The sequence below is a fragment of the Methylobacterium amylolyticum genome (assembly GCF_030700245.1).
Classification (GTDB): Bacteria; Pseudomonadota; Alphaproteobacteria; order Rhizobiales; family Beijerinckiaceae; genus Methylobacterium.
Genome location: NZ_JAUYZI010000045.1, coordinates 12,532 through 25,884, shown reverse-complemented (window position 1 = coordinate 25,884; position 13,353 = coordinate 12,532). Strand labels below are relative to the sequence as shown.

15 protein-coding genes are annotated in these 13,353 nt (G+C 74.3%); 5 read left to right on the top strand and 10 right to left on the bottom strand.

Annotated elements, in window-relative coordinates; translation table 11 throughout:
• Positions 1-82: 82 nt before the first annotated feature.
• Positions 83-1,747, bottom strand: a complete 1,665-nt coding sequence (xseA, locus tag Q8W71_RS25055) for an exodeoxyribonuclease VII large subunit (RefSeq protein WP_305528137.1) — start codon at positions 1,745-1,747, stop codon at positions 83-85.
• A 112-nt stretch (positions 1,748-1,859) separates the two neighbouring features.
• On the opposite strand from xseA, the gene Q8W71_RS25050 reads away from it, so the two are divergent.
• Entirely contained in the window at positions 1,860-2,081 is a 222-nt protein-coding gene (locus tag Q8W71_RS25050) for a hypothetical protein (RefSeq protein ID WP_305528136.1), read from the top strand.
• Positions 2,082-2,087: 6 nt separating this feature from the next.
• Here Q8W71_RS25050 and Q8W71_RS25045 read toward each other — a convergent pair whose 3' ends face one another.
• A complete protein-coding gene (locus Q8W71_RS25045; RefSeq protein WP_305528135.1) occupies positions 2,088-2,465 on the bottom strand; it encodes a 4a-hydroxytetrahydrobiopterin dehydratase in 378 nt (125 codons plus the stop codon).
• A 206-nt stretch (positions 2,466-2,671) separates the two neighbouring features.
• On the opposite strand from Q8W71_RS25045, the gene Q8W71_RS25040 reads away from it, so the two are divergent.
• Genes Q8W71_RS25040 through Q8W71_RS25030 form a run of 3 tightly spaced genes read left to right on the top strand, consistent with a single transcriptional unit; the run spans position 2,672 to position 5,219 of the window.
• Positions 2,672-3,661, top strand: coding sequence for an ABC transporter substrate-binding protein (locus tag Q8W71_RS25040; protein ID WP_305528134.1), 990 nt, complete (start codon positions 2,672-2,674; stop codon positions 3,659-3,661).
• A 60-nt stretch (positions 3,662-3,721) separates the two neighbouring features.
• Positions 3,722-4,459, top strand: a complete 738-nt coding sequence (locus Q8W71_RS25035) for an ABC transporter permease (RefSeq protein WP_305528133.1) — start codon at positions 3,722-3,724, stop codon at positions 4,457-4,459.
• Positions 4,440-5,219: an ABC transporter ATP-binding protein gene (locus tag Q8W71_RS25030; RefSeq protein WP_305528132.1), complete on the top strand. Its 780-nt coding sequence runs from the start codon at positions 4,440-4,442 to the stop codon at positions 5,217-5,219. The genes Q8W71_RS25035 and Q8W71_RS25030 overlap by 20 nt, the downstream gene beginning before the upstream one ends.
• 68 nt (positions 5,220-5,287) lie before the next feature.
• Here Q8W71_RS25030 and Q8W71_RS25025 read toward each other — a convergent pair whose 3' ends face one another.
• Both Q8W71_RS25025 and Q8W71_RS25020 read right to left on the bottom strand, forming a co-directional pair.
• Entirely contained in the window at positions 5,288-7,165 is a 1,878-nt protein-coding gene (locus tag Q8W71_RS25025; RefSeq protein ID WP_305528131.1) for a hypothetical protein, read from the bottom strand.
• 151 nt (positions 7,166-7,316) lie between these two features.
• Positions 7,317-7,643, bottom strand: coding sequence for a HesB/IscA family protein (locus Q8W71_RS25020; protein WP_305528163.1), 327 nt, complete (start codon positions 7,641-7,643; stop codon positions 7,317-7,319).
• Positions 7,644-7,765: 122 nt separating this feature from the next.
• On the opposite strand from Q8W71_RS25020, the gene Q8W71_RS25015 reads away from it, so the two are divergent.
• Positions 7,766-9,025: a deoxyguanosinetriphosphate triphosphohydrolase gene (locus Q8W71_RS25015; protein WP_305528130.1), complete on the top strand. Its 1,260-nt coding sequence runs from the start codon at positions 7,766-7,768 to the stop codon at positions 9,023-9,025.
• A gap of 139 nt (positions 9,026-9,164) precedes the next feature.
• Here Q8W71_RS25015 and Q8W71_RS25010 read toward each other — a convergent pair whose 3' ends face one another.
• From Q8W71_RS25010 to nagZ, 6 genes are all read right to left on the bottom strand, one after another.
• The gene (locus tag Q8W71_RS25010; RefSeq protein ID WP_305528129.1) at positions 9,165-9,836 is read right to left on the bottom strand and encodes a nucleotidyl transferase AbiEii/AbiGii toxin family protein; all 672 of its coding nucleotides are present in this window, start codon (positions 9,834-9,836) and stop codon (positions 9,165-9,167) included.
• Positions 9,823-10,116, bottom strand: coding sequence for a hypothetical protein (locus tag Q8W71_RS25005; RefSeq protein ID WP_305528128.1), 294 nt, complete (start codon positions 10,114-10,116; stop codon positions 9,823-9,825). The genes Q8W71_RS25010 and Q8W71_RS25005 overlap by 14 nt, the downstream gene beginning before the upstream one ends.
• A 74-nt stretch (positions 10,117-10,190) precedes the next feature.
• The gene (tatC, locus tag Q8W71_RS25000; RefSeq protein ID WP_305528127.1) at positions 10,191-10,991 is read right to left on the bottom strand and encodes a twin-arginine translocase subunit TatC; all 801 of its coding nucleotides are present in this window, start codon (positions 10,989-10,991) and stop codon (positions 10,191-10,193) included.
• Positions 10,988-11,608 carry a Sec-independent protein translocase protein TatB gene (gene tatB / locus Q8W71_RS24995; RefSeq protein WP_305528126.1) on the bottom strand — a complete coding sequence of 207 codons (621 nt, stop codon included), beginning with the start codon at positions 11,606-11,608 and terminating at the stop codon, positions 10,988-10,990. Before tatB ends, tatC begins: the two co-directional genes overlap by 4 nt.
• A 113-nt stretch (positions 11,609-11,721) precedes the next feature.
• Positions 11,722-11,994, bottom strand: a complete 273-nt coding sequence (locus Q8W71_RS24990; RefSeq protein WP_305528125.1) for a twin-arginine translocase TatA/TatE family subunit — start codon at positions 11,992-11,994, stop codon at positions 11,722-11,724.
• 164 nt (positions 11,995-12,158) lie between these two features.
• The gene (gene nagZ, locus Q8W71_RS24985) at positions 12,159-13,166 is read right to left on the bottom strand and encodes a beta-N-acetylhexosaminidase (protein ID WP_305528124.1); all 1,008 of its coding nucleotides are present in this window, start codon (positions 13,164-13,166) and stop codon (positions 12,159-12,161) included.
• Between the last annotated feature and the right edge of the window lie 187 nt (positions 13,167-13,353).

The following is a 13,353-nucleotide window of genomic DNA, read 5'->3' as shown; positions in this document are numbered from 1 at the left end:
TTGACGAGACCGGTGCCGAGTTCCTTGCGGCCGCCATGCATCGGCTCGAATGTGCAGCCGCGGCGGATGCGGTCCGTCGCCCTCAAGCGTCGAACAGCGAGCCCTGTCGCGCCGTACGCCCGTGCGCCGGTTTCGGAGACGGGCGCGGCGGCGCCCGCCTGGCCGGACGGTCCGGCGGGGGCTCCGGGGCGCCCTCCGGCACGGCCGACACCGTCCCGTCGATGAATTGCAGGCTGAGCCGAGCCGCCGCACCGGCCTCGGCCGCCCGGCGCAACGGCCGGCCGGCCTCGTCGCGCACCAGGGCGAAGCCGCGCTCCAGCACCGCGCGGTAGCTGAGCGAGCCGAGCAGCCCGGCGAGCGCGCCCAGCCGGTCGCGGCGGCGCTCGATGGTTCGGGCCCCGGCCTGGGCGAGGCGGGCGGCGGTCGCGGCGAGGCGGTCGGTCCGCCGGGCCTGGAGGGCGCGGGCCCGCTCCAGGGTGGCCGCCCGGGCCGCCACGAGCCGGCGGCCGAGCTCGGCGACCCGGTCGCCCTTGCGCAGCACGTCGTTGCGCAGGGCGTGGAGCGGCCGGTGGTCGATCCGCGCGAGGCGGGCGCGGGCGTTGGCGAGCGCCACGTCGGGGGAGCGCCGGACCATCCGGTCGAGCAGGCCCTGGAGGCGGGCCCGGTGGCGCGCCGCCCCGGCGGCGAGCGCTGGGCCGAGCCGGGCCTCGGCGAGGTCGAGGCGCTGGCGCTTGCCCGCGAGCAGGGCGTCGGCGCCGGGCAGCGCCCGGGCGATGGCGCGCAGGTCCGCCCGGTCGCGGTCGAGCCGCCGTCGCACCGCGCCGCCGCCGCGGGCGCCGAGATCGGCCACCGTGGCGATCAGGTCGGCGCGCACCGGCACCGCCATCTCGGCCGCGCCCGTGGGGGTGGGCGCCCGGCGGTCGGCGGCGTAGTCGATCAGCGTCGTGTCGGTCTCGTGTCCCACCGCCGCGATCAGCGGGATCGCGCTCTCGGAGGCGGCGCGGACCACGCACTCCTCGTTGAAGGCCCAGAGATCCTCGATCGAGCCGCCGCCGCGGGCGACGATCAGCACGTCCGGCCGCGGGATCCGCCCGCCCGCGGGCAGGGCGTTGAAGCCGCGGATCGCCGCGGCCACCTCCTCCGCGGCCCCGTCCCCCTGCACCCGCACCGGCCAGACCAGTACGGGGCGGGGAAACCGGTCCTCCAGCCGGTGCAGGATGTCGCGGATCACCGCGCCGGTCGGCGAGGTGACGACGCCGACCACCCGCGGCAGGTAGGGGATCGGCTTCTTGCGCTCCGGCGCGAACAGGCCCTCGGCGGCGAGCTGCTTCTTGCGCTCTTCCAGCAGCGCCATCCAGGCGCCGAGCCCGGCGGGCTCCAGGCTCTCGACCACGATCTGGTAGGAGGACTTGCCGGCGAACGTGGTGATGCGCCCGGTGGCGACCACCTCCAGCCCCTCCTGCGGCTTCTGCCGCAGCCGGCCGTAGACGCCCTTCCACACCACCGCGTCGATGCGCGCCTGCCCGTCCTTGAGCGAGAAGTAGGCGTGGCCGGAGCCGTGGACGCCGCGGAAGCCCGAGATCTCGCCGCGCAGGCGCACGTGGCCGAAGGCGTCCTCCAGGGTGCGCTTGAGGGCGCCGGCGAGCTCGCCCACGCTCCATTCGGGCTGGTTGGCGTTCAGCACCGCGGTCGGCGGGACGTCCGCGGCGGGCGCGGCTGCGGGGCGCGGGGGCGGCACGAGGGGCATCGGCCGACGCTAGGCGCGCGGGCACGCCCGGTAAAGGCTCCGGCTACCCGGACTGAAACCGACGGTGGCATCCGCGCGTAGGCGTGGCCGAGCGTCCACAGGAGTCTCGCCCATGCCCGCCTTCATCGCCGTCGTCCTCGTCTGCGCCAACGGCCTCGCCCAGCAGGCCTGCACCGAGGCGGCGGCGCTGGAGGTGCGCAAGGTCCGGGTCGCCAACGAACTCGGCTGCGCCACCGGCTGGCAGGAGATCATCGCCCGCACCGAGCTGCGCGAGGAGATCGGCAAGTCCGCCTACCTCAAGACCGCGTGCCGGCGGGTGAAGGGCGCGGAGTGAAGGCCCCTATTTGTCGTACTTGATGTAGGCGAAGCGCGGGTCGGTGGGCGTGCCCTCCAGGCCCTGGTCCTCCAGGGCGGGCTGCCAGGAGACGACCTCCTCGATCTTCTTCGCCAGGGCGAAGTCCTTGTCGGTGATGCCCTTGGCGGCGTGGTTCATCAGCCGCACCTCGACCCAGGCGTAGGAGGCGGTGATGTCGGGGTGGTGCCACGCCGCCTCGGCGAGGTGGCCGACCGTGTTGATCACCATCAGCGTGCCCTTCCAGCCCGCCGTCTTGTAGGTGCGCCGGATCCAGCCGTCCTCCAGGCGCCACGCGGGCAGCTCGGCCTTGAGCCGCGCCTCCACCGTCGCGTCGTCCAGGGCACCCTCGCGCCGCTCGGTCATGGCCCGCACTCCCCATCCTCGGTCCGGACGAGCGTGCCCGGCCGCCGGGCGTGGCGCAAGGTCTCAGATCCACGGGGCCGCTCCGGAGCCGGGCGTGTGGACGGGCGTCGGCCGGCGCCCTATGACCTTTCGGCAATGACGCCGGGGGGCGCCGCCTCGACGCTCCACCCCGGGAGAGAGCCGCTTTGAGACCTCAGGGAAACGCCATGCTGTCACGGCGCGCGGTGCTGGCCGGACTCGCCGGCGGGTTGGCCGTGCGCGCGGCGCGGGCTCAGGGGGCGGACCTGCCGGTGATCCGCCTCGGCAGCCTGCCCTTCGGAACCTCCACCTGGGAGGCGGCGGTGATCAAGGCGCGCGGCCTCGACACCGCCAACGGCTTCCGGCTGGACACGGTCAAGCTCGCCGGCAACGACGCGGCGCGGATCAGCTTCATCGGCGGGCAGGTCGACACCATCATCGGGGACCTGCTCTGGGCGGCGCGCCTGAGCAACGACGGGCAGCCGATCCGCTTCATCCCGTACTCGACCTCGGAGGGGGCGGTGATGGTCCCCGAGGACAGCCCGATCAAGGGGCTGAAGGACCTCGCGGGCAAGCGGCTCGGGGTGGCGGGCGGTGCGCTGGACAAGAACTGGCTGCTCCTGAAGGCGCAGGCGCGCGACGCCGCGGGCCTCGACCTGGAGCGCGCGGCCGAGATCGCCTACGGCGCGCCGCCGCTGATCACGCTCAAGCTGGAGCAGGGGGCGCTCGACGCGGCGCTGACCTACTGGACCTACTGCGCCCGCCTCCAGCCCAAGGGCTTCCGGCGGCTGATCGGCGCCGAGGACATCATGCGCGCGCTGGGCGCCACCGGCGACGTGGCGCTGATCGGCTACCTGTTCCGGGCCGAGACCGTCGCCGAGAAGCCGCTGGCGGTGGCCGGCTTCGCCCGCGCCTCGCGCGCCGCCAAGGAGATGCTGGCCACCGATCCGAGCGCCTGGGCCGAGGTGCGGCCGCTGATGGCGGCCGAGGACGAGGCCACGTTCGAGGCGCTGAAGCGCGAGTTCCTGGCCGGCATCCCCCGCCGCCCGATCGCGGCCGAGCGCGCCGACGCGGAGAAGCTCTACGCGGTGATGGCCCGGCTCGGCGGCGAGCGCCTCGTCGGGCCCGGCGGCAGCCTGCCGAAGGACCTCTACTACGACGGCGCCCGCAATGGCTGAGGCGGCCGGAGGATCCGGGCGCCCGGCCCGACCCGCGAGGCCAGCGAGACCCGGTCCGCGATGGGGGCTCTGACCCGGGTCGTCTCGCTGGCGGTGCTCGTCGCCGCGTGGCAGGCCGCCGCGTGGGAGGCGGACTCGCGGCTGCTGCCGGGGCCGCCCGCCGTGCTGCGCTTCATCGCCGCCGAGGCGGCGCGCGGCGACCTGTTCCACAATGTCGGGGCGACGCTCCTGCGGGTGGCGATCTCGTTCGCGGCGGCGATGCTGCTGGGCGTCCTGCTCGGCGTGGCGCTCGGGCGCTCGCGCCGGGCCGACCTCGCCCTCGACACGCCGCTCCTCGTCCTCCTGAACACGCCCGCCCTGGTGATCACCGTGCTCGCCTACGTCTGGGTCGGGCTGACCGAGACCGCGGCGATCCTCGCGGTCGTGCTCAACAAGCTGCCGAACGTCGCGGTGATCGTGCGCGAGGGCGCGCGCAACCTCGATCCCGGCCTCGACGAGATGGCCCGGGCCTACCGCTTCGACCGCTGGACCTGGACCCGGGACGTGCTGGTGCCGCAGCTCCAGCCCTACGTGGTGGCGGCGGCGCGCTCGGGGCTCTCGCTCGCCTGGAAGATCGTGCTGGTGGTCGAGCTGCTCGGTCGGCCGGACGGGGTCGGCTTCGCGATCAACTACTACTTCGTGCAGAGCACGGATGTGGCCGCCATCATCGGCTACAGCCTCGTGTTCATGGCGGTGATGATCGGCATCGACGTGCTCCTGCTCCAGCGGCTCGAAGCCCATGTCCGCCGCTGGCGCTGAGTTCTCCGCCGCCGGCGGCGACCTTCCCGCCGGCGGCGATGCGACCGTCCTGTCGGTGGCGATCCGCGCCAAGACCTACCGCCCGAAGGGGGCCGAGCCGGTCGAGGCGGTGCGCGACCTCGCCTTCGCGGTCGGGCGGGGCGAGATCGTCTGCCTGATCGGCCCGTCCGGGGCGGGCAAGACCACGACGCTGCGCATCCTGCTCGGCCTCGACCCCGATTTCGAGGGCCGGGTCGCGGGCGCCGAGGGCGCCGGCATGGTGTTCCAGGAGCCGCGGCTGCTGCCGTGGCGCAGCGTCGAGCACAACGTCCGCCTCGGGCTCCCCCGGCCGGAGCGCGGGGCCCGGGACCTCGACGCGCTGTTCGAGCGGCTGGGGCTCGGGCCCTGGCGGGCCCGCTACCCCGGGGCTCTGTCGCTCGGGATGCAGCGGCGGGTGGCGCTCGCACGGGCGCTCGCCAGCGGACCGCGGGTGCTGGTCCTCGACGAGCCGTTCGTGTCCCTCGACGACGCGGCGGCGGCGGGCCTGCGCGCCCTCGTGGTCGACGCGGTCGATACGGCCGGCACCAGCGTGCTGATGGTCACCCACAACGTCGCCGAGGCGATCGCGGTCGCCGACCGGCTGCTGCTGGTCTCGAAGCGCCCGGCGAGCCTCGTCGCCGACGTGGCGCTCGACCGGCCCCGGGGCGCCCGCGACCGCGCCTGGGCGGACGCGACGCGGCAGGCGCTCGCCCAGCGCCATCCCGAGGTGATCGCGGAGTAGCGCGGCCGCTTCCGTCCTCCCCGACGAAGCTCGCCTCCCCACAAGGGCAAAGCCCAGTACAAAAAAAATCAGTTGGCCTTGGCCTCGATGTCGAGGCGGTCGAGGATCGCGGCCGGGGAGCGGGCGGCGCCGAGATCGATGAAGCCGATGCCGGCGGCGTCCTTCGACTTGGCATGCAGGGCGACGCGGCCGGGCTTCATCACGAACTGGCCGAGCGCCGCGCCGATCCCCTTGGCGGCGGAGGTGTTGCCGAGGATCACCGGCACGCCGAGCAGGCTCGCCGTGACGTATTCCTTGCGCAATTCGTCCGGCTTGAGGCTCATGTCCTTGGCCTGGGCGGCGAGGAAGCGCTCGAACAGGCCGGCATTCTCGACCGTCAGGTCCAGGGCCTTGGCGCTGCCGGAGAACATCACCATCGTCGCGGCCGGGACGCTGCCCGAGAACAGCTCGGGACCGATGCCGCCGATCACCCCCGACAGCCGGACGCTGCCGATGTCCCGGCCGGTCAGCGCGATCTCGCGCACGGTCACGTCGCGGGCGCCCGCGTCCCAGGCGGCGTCGACGGCGAGGTCGAGGTCGAGGTCCTGGTAGCCGTAGGCCGGCAGGGCGCCGAGCAGGGGCTGGCCGGCGACGACGGCGGTCGGCAGGCTCAGGCCGGACAAGGCGAGCCGGCCGGAACTCGGCACGCCGTCCCGGGTGGGGCCGAAGGCGAGGGTCGCGTCGCGCAGGGCGACGCGCGGCGGCGCGGCGGTGACCGGCACGGTCAGCGGGTCGCCCGCCCGGGGCTCGGCCGGCCTGTCGCCGGGCTTCTGCGGACGCGGCGGTGCGGCGGGCCGCGCCTCCTTCGGCGCGGGCTCGGGGGGCAGGTCGACGCTCAGGTTCGCCAGGGTCAGGCCGCCGAGCGCCGGGGCGAGGCGGCGCAGGTCGTCCTCGCTCACCGCCCCCTCCGGCGCGATGGCGAGGCCGCGCAGGCCCGCCGCGGTCGGCTCCAGCGATAGGCCGGTGAGCGCGAGCCGCCCGAGGCGGCCGCGGACCGCCCCCCGCGACAGCGACAGGTCCTCGAACGTGAGGCCGGCGGTCGGCCCCGATTCCGCGTAGGCGATCCGGCCGATCTCGGCGAGCAGCGGTCCGGCCGGGTCGGCGTCGCTGACGCTGAGCCCCTGCATCTCGATGCTGCCGAGGCTGCTCCCCTCGACGAGATCGGCGGCCGCGAGCAGGGCGGTGCGGTCCGCCTGCTTGTCGAGGCCCCCGGTCAGCGCGTCCACGGCCCGGCCCCAGCCGCCCGCGATCGACCGGCCGCCGAGGTCCCGCCCCTCGATGCGGCCGATCTTCACGGTGGTGCCGCCCGCGTCGGAATAGGTCACGTCGGCGACCTGGAGCGCGCCGTAGACGCGCTGCACCGGGCCCTTGCCGTCGCCGCTCTCGGCGTAGAGGCGGCTGAGGGCGGCGAGGTCGAGGTCGGTGGCGCGGATGCGGCCGTAGGTGCCGTTGCCCTTGCCGGGGCCGCCCGCGATGCTCACCGTCGCGCCGGCCGCGCCGAGTTCGCCGATCCGGCCGGCGCGCACGTCCCGGGCGACGACGTCGCGGTAGGTCACGGTCTGGCGGGCGCCGCCCGGGCCCGCGTGCTCGGAGGTGAGGACGGGCATGACGAGGCTGCCGGCGTCGAGCCGGGCGAGCCGTGCGGGCCAGGGCTCGGCGGAATCCGCCTTCAGGATCGCGGCGAGGTCCTCCCGGGACAGGCGGGTGCCGCTCGCCGTGAGCTTGGGCGCCCGCAGCAGCGTGCTCCCGAGCGGCAGCGTCACGTCGGTCAGCGTCACGTCCTGGACCGCCGAGGCGCCCTCCTGCGCGGCGAGCGGCGCCGGCGCCAGGGGTGCGCCCGCGAGCGCCGCGAGGAGGCAGGCGGCGGCGAGGGCCGCCCGCGGGCGGCGGGCCGTCGGATCGGTCATGGGCGGGTCCGGATCGCGGGGGGCGTGTCCGGCATGGGTGCCGCGTTTCCCCCGGAGAGGCAACCGCGGCCGGGCACGGCGGTCGTCGAGAGGCGCCGTCTGTCGCGGGCCCGCAACGCCAGGGCGGGCGGGCCGCGCAGTCCCGACCGGATCAGAGCGAGAAGGACGTGCCGCAGCCGCAGGAGGCGGTCGCCAGCGGGTTCTCGATCTTGAAGGACTGGCCGATCAGGTCGTTGACGAAGTCGATGGTCGAGCCGGCCATGTACTCCTGCGAGACGGGATCGACGACCACGGTCGCGCCGTCGCGCTCGATCGCCACGTCCTGCGCCTCGCGCGCCTGGACGATGTCGAAGGCGTAGGAGAAGCCCGAGCAGCCGCCGCCGTTGACGCTGATGCGCAGGGACGAGCCGGGCGGCTCGGACGCCATGATCTCGTTGATGCGCTTGGCGGCGCGGGGCGTCAGGGTGATCTCGGACATATCGGGGCTGGCCACGCGGGGTTCGGTGGACGGCGCGCCCGCCCGCGATTGCCGGAGGCGCGCCGCCCCCCAAGATATGGGGCTCGGGCCCGCGCCGCAACGCGGGCGGCGGGGGAGGGCGCGTGAGCAGCGGAGTACGGGTGAACGGCGCGCGCTGGAGCGCCTCCTACGCGACGGATCCGGCGCGCTGCCGCGGCCGGCTGATCGCGGAAGCCGCCTCGCCGACGCGCAGCGACTTCCAGCGCGACCGCGACCGGATCGTGCACGCCACCGCGTTCCGCCGCCTCAAGCACAAGACCCAGGTGTTCGTGCACCACGAGGGCGACCACTACCGCACCCGCCTGACCCACACCCTGGAGGTCGCGCAGATCGCCCGGGCGCTCGCCCGCGCGCTCGGCCTCGACGAGGATCTCGCCGAGGCGCTGGCGCTCTCCCACGACCTCGGCCACACCTGTTTCGGGCACACCGGCGAGGATGCCCTCGACGCCTGCATGGCGGCCCACGGCGGCTTCGACCACAACGCCCAGGCGCTGCGGATCGTCACCCGGCTGGAGCGGCGCTACGCCGGCTTCGACGGCCTGAACCTCGCCTGGGAGACCCTGGAGGGGCTGGTCAAGCACAACGGCCCGCTGCTCACACCGGACGGGCGGCCGACCCCGCGCTACGCGGCGCGCGGCATCCCCGCGGCGATCCTCGAATACGACGCGCTGAACCCCCTCGACCTCGCCACCCAGGCCGGCCCGGAGGCGCAGGCCGCCGCGCTCGCCGACGACATCGCCTACGCCGCCCACGACCTCGACGACGGCCTGCGCGCCGGGCTGTTCGAACTCGACGACCTCGCGGAGGTGCCGTTCCTGGCGGGGCTGCTCGCCGAGATCGATCGACTGCACCGCGGGCTGGAGCCGTCGCGCAGGATCCACGAGCTGGCCCGGCGGGTGATCACCCGGTTCGTCGAGGACGTGATCGGCGAGAGCGCGCGGCGGATCGCGGCGCTCGGGGCGCGGCGCGTCGAGGACATCCGGGGCGCGCCCGAGCCGGTCGTCGCCTTCACCCCGGCCATCGCCGCGGCGGACGCCGAGATCATGCGCTTCCTGTGGGCGCGGATGTACCGCCATCCCGGCGTCGTGGCGGTGCGCGAGAAGGCGAACGCCATCGTCGCGGACTTGTTCTGCGCCTTCACCGCCGCGCCGACGCGGATGCCGGAGGAGTGGAGCACCGGCCTCGACGGCGCCCCCGCGGGCCGGCTCGCCCGCCGCGTCGCCGACTACATCGCCGGCATGACCGACACCTACGCGGTGCTCGCCCATCGCAAGCTCTACGCGACGACGCCCGACCTGCACTGGTCGCCCCCGAGCCGCGGCCTGCCGCTCGCCGAGCCGTAGCGTCCACCCTCGGGTTTCGGATCGCCGCCGTTCCGGCTCCGGCCCCGCGTATCCCGCGGCGGCTGCTGCGCACGGGGCTGGGCACGCGGGGCTACGCCGTGGCCGAGGCGGACGGGGCGTGAGGCCGGCGACATCCCGCCTACGTCGTGCTCCCCGCGCGCTCGACGGCCGCGACGAGCGTCCGCCGCGCCCTGTCGAGGGCCGTCCCCAGCAGCGGACGGCAGGTCTCCGTCACGCGGATGACGCTCGCGAGGTCCGTTCCCCGGCCGATGAGAAAATCAAGCGCCTCGATCGCGCGCGGCAGTGCGTCGGGGACGAATTGGGCCAGCGCTTCGGCGAGCGCCGGCCGCGCCTCCGCGACGGCGGCGATATCGAAGGCGTCGCGCGCCGTCAGTCGGGCGGACCGGTAACGGATCTTCTTGACGATCGTCTCCTCCGGCGTCTCCAGCGGGATCGCGTCGGCACCGATCGTCGTCCAGACATAACCCGGCGTCGTCTGAAGGGGCGGGGAGAGGAAGTCGATCTCTCCCTCGGCCGTCTCGTATTTCAGATAATGGCCCGGCCACTGGAAGTGCCGCGAGATGGCCGCGGCGTGCGGGTTCTCGGCCGGCGTGAAGTGCCGCAGCGGCACCGTCGGAACGAAGAGATCGATGTCGAAGCTGATCCGATGATCGAGCCACAGGGCCAGGGCGGTGCCGCCGCCGAGCGTCCAGCGCGGGGGCTGCGACGGATCCTCGGGCCCGAGCACGTATCGCAGTGCCGGGAGCGCACGGTCGAGCAGGTGCCGCCATCGGCTCTCAGGACCGCTCATCGAGCCACCGCCGCGTCCCGTGTCCCTCCGGGAGGTGCCGCCGGGCCCCCGCGGCGAGACGTTCGTAGGTCGTCGAACCCGCCCGCACGAGGTCGCTCATCGTCTCGACCTCCACTTCGTCGAAGAACGCGAAGACGTGCTCCTCGAAGCCGCGCGGCGCGACGCCCGCGTTGAGGGCTCGAAGCAGGTCCTGCGGAGCGATCGGCGTCGGCGCCGACGCGTTCACGTGTCCCGTCGCCAGGGCGAGGGCTCGTCCGGCCTGCGCGCGCGGGATTCCCATCCGAACCTCCACGGCTCATCGCGAACACGCTACCACGATCCGGCCCCCCGCCCGAGGGAGGACGACGGGCGCCGCTACGGCTCCAGCCCGTCCGCGGCCCGACGCGCCTTGCGCAGCCGCTCGACCCGGGCGACTGAAAAGACCGAGGCCTCGTAGAGCAGCAGCATCGGTACCGCCAGCGAAAGCTGGGAGATCACGTCGGGCGGCGTCAGCACCGCCGCGGCCACGAACACCAGCACGATGGCGTAGCGGCGCTTCTCCCGCAGGAAGGCCGCGTCGATGATCCCGATCTGGCCGAGCAGGGTCAGGATCACCGGCAACTGGAAGGCGATACCGAACGCGAAGATCAGCGTCATGATCAGCGACAGGTACTCGTCGACCTTCGGCAGGAGCTTGATCGTCGGCTCGCCCGCGACGCCGACCTGCTGGAGCGACACCGAGAACTGGATCAGCAGCGGCATCGCCAGGAAGAACACCACCAGCGCGCCGAGGATGAAGAAGACCGGCGTGGCGACGAGATAGGGCAGGAACGCCTTGCGCTCGTTGCGGTACAGCCCCGGCGCCACGAAGGCGTAGATCTGCGTCGCGATCACCGGGAAGGCCAGGAACGCCGCGCCGAACACGCTGAGCTTGATGTTGGTGAAGACCTGTTCGAGGAAGTGGGTGGCGATCAGCTCGGCGTTCTGCGGCCCGACCACCGAGACGTAGGGGTAGACCAGCACGTTGTAGATGTCGCGGGCGAAGAAGAAGCACCCGAAGAACATCACGATGAACGCGAGCAGCGACTTGATCAGCCGCGAGCGCAGCTCGATCAGGTGTTCGAGGAGCGGCGCCCGCGACGCCTCGATCTCGGCCTCGTCCGCGTCCGTGATCATCGCGCGGCGGCACCGTTCTGGGCGATTCCGGCCGGCGCCGGCGGCGGCTCGGGCATGCCGAAGGGATCGTCGATCGAGCCCGGGACCGGCAGCGGCGCCGGGGCACCCTGGGCCGCCTCGCGCTCGGCCTTGAGCCGGGCGGTCGCGTCCGCGAGCGAGCGCGGCCTGGGGGCGGGGGCAGGGGTTTGCGGCTCGGGCTCGGGTGCCACTTTGGCGGAGGTTTCCGGTCCGGCCGCGGCGGGCTTCTCCGGACCGTAGGTGACCGGCGGACCCGGATCCTGCACGGCCGGCGCGTCGGCCTGCGCCTCGGACGCGCCCGGGGTCCGGGCCCGGCCCTCGACCGCGCCCTTCAGCTCGTCGCGGATGGTCTGCACGGGGTTGAAGCCCGAGGCCGAGCGCACGGTGCCGCGGATGCTGTCGACCTCCTTGCGCACCTCGTCGAGTTCCGCCTCGCGGATCGCCTCGTTGAACTGCATCTGGAACTCGCCGGCCATGCGGCGCAGCTTGGTCGTGATCTGCCCGACGGTGCGCAGCGCCTTCGGCAGGTCCTTCGGCCCGATGACGATCAGGGCGACGCCGCCGATCAGCATCACCTCGCCCCAGCTCATGTCCAGCATGTCGTCGACGGTCCTGCGGCCGCGGGGCGCCGGTCCGCGGCGCCCCGGTCGGGCTCTACACGAGCGGGCGCCCCCTGACAGTCCCCTGGCGCGGACTGCCGGGGATCGGCCCCTCAGACGGGCTTGCGCTCGCCGCCCGGCAGGTGGCTCGCCGGCACCGCGGTGCCGGGGCTGGTCTCGGCCGTGTGCGGGATCGTGCGCACCGGCTCGGAGGGCGCCACGGGCTGGGCCGGCTGGGCCGGCGTCTCGTCCTCGGCCATGCCCTTCTTGAACGCCTTGATGCCCTTGGCGACGTCGCCCATCAGGTCGGAGACCTTGCCGCGGCCGAACAGCAGCATCACGATGACCGCGACGACGACCCAGTGCCAGATACTCATGCTGCCCATGGCAACCTCCCGCGCCCTTGCTCCCCGGGCGGGAACCGCGCCGAGGGCGGGCGCCCTTTCGTCCCGCGTGAGGAATTCCGCGCGAACCTAGGGATCGGGCTGCGCGAACACAAGCAGCGGCGGTGCCACGGGGGTGGACGGATGGCCTCAGGGGCCGCCGGGTGTCAGGCCGCGGCGGCGAGCGCGGCCGCGAACCGGGCGCGGGCCTCCGGCACGTCGATGCCCTCGCCCGCGGCGTCGAGGCGGGCCAGGGCGGCGGCGGCCCGGCGGGCGGCGTCCCCGGCGAGGGCGGGCGTACCCTCGACCACCGCGCGCATCTCGGCCATGTCGCCGTTGCAGTGGAGCGCCACGTCGATCCCGGCGGCGAAGGCCGCCTCGGCCCGGGCCCGGAACGGGCCGGTCAGCGCGTGCATCGACAGGTCGTCGGTCATCAGCAGGCCGTCGTAGCCGATCGCGCCGCGGATGATCGTCTCGACCACCGCGGCCGATTGCGTGGCGGGGCGCTCGGGGTCGATCGCCGTGAACACCACGTGCGCGCTCATCGCCATCGGCAGGTCGGTGAGCGCCCGGAACGGCCGGAAATCGTCCGCCTCCAGGGCGTCGAGGCCGGCATCGACCACCGGCAGGCCGTGGTGGCTGTCGCAGGCGGCGCGGCCGTGGCCGGGCATGTGCTTCATCACCGGCAGGACGCCGCCGGCCATCAGCCCCTCGGCCACCGCCCGGCCGATCTCGGCGACCGTATCGGGGCTGCTGCCGTAGGCGCGGTCGCCGATGATGTCGTGCGAGCCCGGCGCCGGCACGTCGAGCACGGGGGCGCAGTCGACGTTGATGCCGACCTCGGCCAGATCGTGGGCCATCAGCCGCGCGCCGAGCCGGGCGATCGCCGCCGCGGCGCCCTCCAGACGGCCGAAGCGCCGTCCGGCCGGGTAGGCCGGCCAGTGCGGCGGACCCATCCGCTGCACCCGCCCGCCCTCCTGGTCGATCAGGATCGGCGCCTCGGCCCGGCCGAGGCAGTCGCGCAGGGAGCGGGTCAGGGCCCGCACCTCGTCCGGCGCGCCGATGTTGCGCTTGAACAGGATGAAGCCCCAGGGCCGCACGTCGCGGAAGAAGGCGGCCTCCTCCGCGGAGAGCGTCTTGCCGGCGCAGCCGAGGATCAGGGCACGGGAGCTCATCGGGGATCTGGGTTCCGAAGCGGCGCTGGGCAGGTCGGTGTCGTCCGGCGAATCGTAGCGACCAGGGTCGGACGGCAACGGGACGGCGGCAAGGCGAAAACCGGGCGCGGCCGGCGACCCTGCGCGCGAAGGCCTCGAGTGTTGCGGGCCGGCCATGCCGGCCCGGGAGTCCGAGGGAATCAGCTCT

Excerpts from the sequence above, each read along its gene's own strand:
- Q8W71_RS25020 (WP_305528163.1), bottom strand. The coding sequence starts at position 7,643 with ATGTCCGAGATCACCCTGACGCCCCGCGCCGCCAAGCGCATCAACGAG.
- nagZ (WP_305528124.1), bottom strand. The coding sequence starts at position 13,166 with ATGAGCTCCCGTGCCCTGATCCTCGGCTGCGCCGGCAAGACGCTCTCC.
- Q8W71_RS25030 (WP_305528132.1), top strand. The coding sequence starts at position 4,440 with ATGTCCGCCGCTGGCGCTGAGTTCTCCGCCGCCGGCGGCGACCTTCCC.
- Q8W71_RS25010 (WP_305528129.1), bottom strand. The coding sequence starts at position 9,836 with ATGAGCGGTCCTGAGAGCCGATGGCGGCACCTGCTCGACCGTGCGCTC.
- xseA (WP_305528137.1), bottom strand. The coding sequence starts at position 1,747 with ATGCCCCTCGTGCCGCCCCCGCGCCCCGCAGCCGCGCCCGCCGCGGAC.
- Q8W71_RS24990 (WP_305528125.1), bottom strand. The coding sequence starts at position 11,994 with ATGGGCAGCATGAGTATCTGGCACTGGGTCGTCGTCGCGGTCATCGTG.
- tatB (WP_305528126.1), bottom strand. The coding sequence starts at position 11,608 with ATGCTGGACATGAGCTGGGGCGAGGTGATGCTGATCGGCGGCGTCGCC.
- Q8W71_RS25035 (WP_305528133.1), top strand. The coding sequence starts at position 3,722 with ATGGGGGCTCTGACCCGGGTCGTCTCGCTGGCGGTGCTCGTCGCCGCG.
- Q8W71_RS25040 (WP_305528134.1), top strand. The coding sequence starts at position 2,672 with ATGCTGTCACGGCGCGCGGTGCTGGCCGGACTCGCCGGCGGGTTGGCC.
- Q8W71_RS25025 (WP_305528131.1), bottom strand. The coding sequence starts at position 7,165 with ATGACCGATCCGACGGCCCGCCGCCCGCGGGCGGCCCTCGCCGCCGCC.
- Q8W71_RS25050 (WP_305528136.1), top strand. The coding sequence starts at position 1,860 with ATGCCCGCCTTCATCGCCGTCGTCCTCGTCTGCGCCAACGGCCTCGCC.
- Q8W71_RS25045 (WP_305528135.1), bottom strand. The coding sequence starts at position 2,465 with ATGACCGAGCGGCGCGAGGGTGCCCTGGACGACGCGACGGTGGAGGCG.
- Q8W71_RS25005 (WP_305528128.1), bottom strand. The coding sequence starts at position 10,116 with ATGGGAATCCCGCGCGCGCAGGCCGGACGAGCCCTCGCCCTGGCGACG.
- tatC (WP_305528127.1), bottom strand. The coding sequence starts at position 10,991 with ATGATCACGGACGCGGACGAGGCCGAGATCGAGGCGTCGCGGGCGCCG.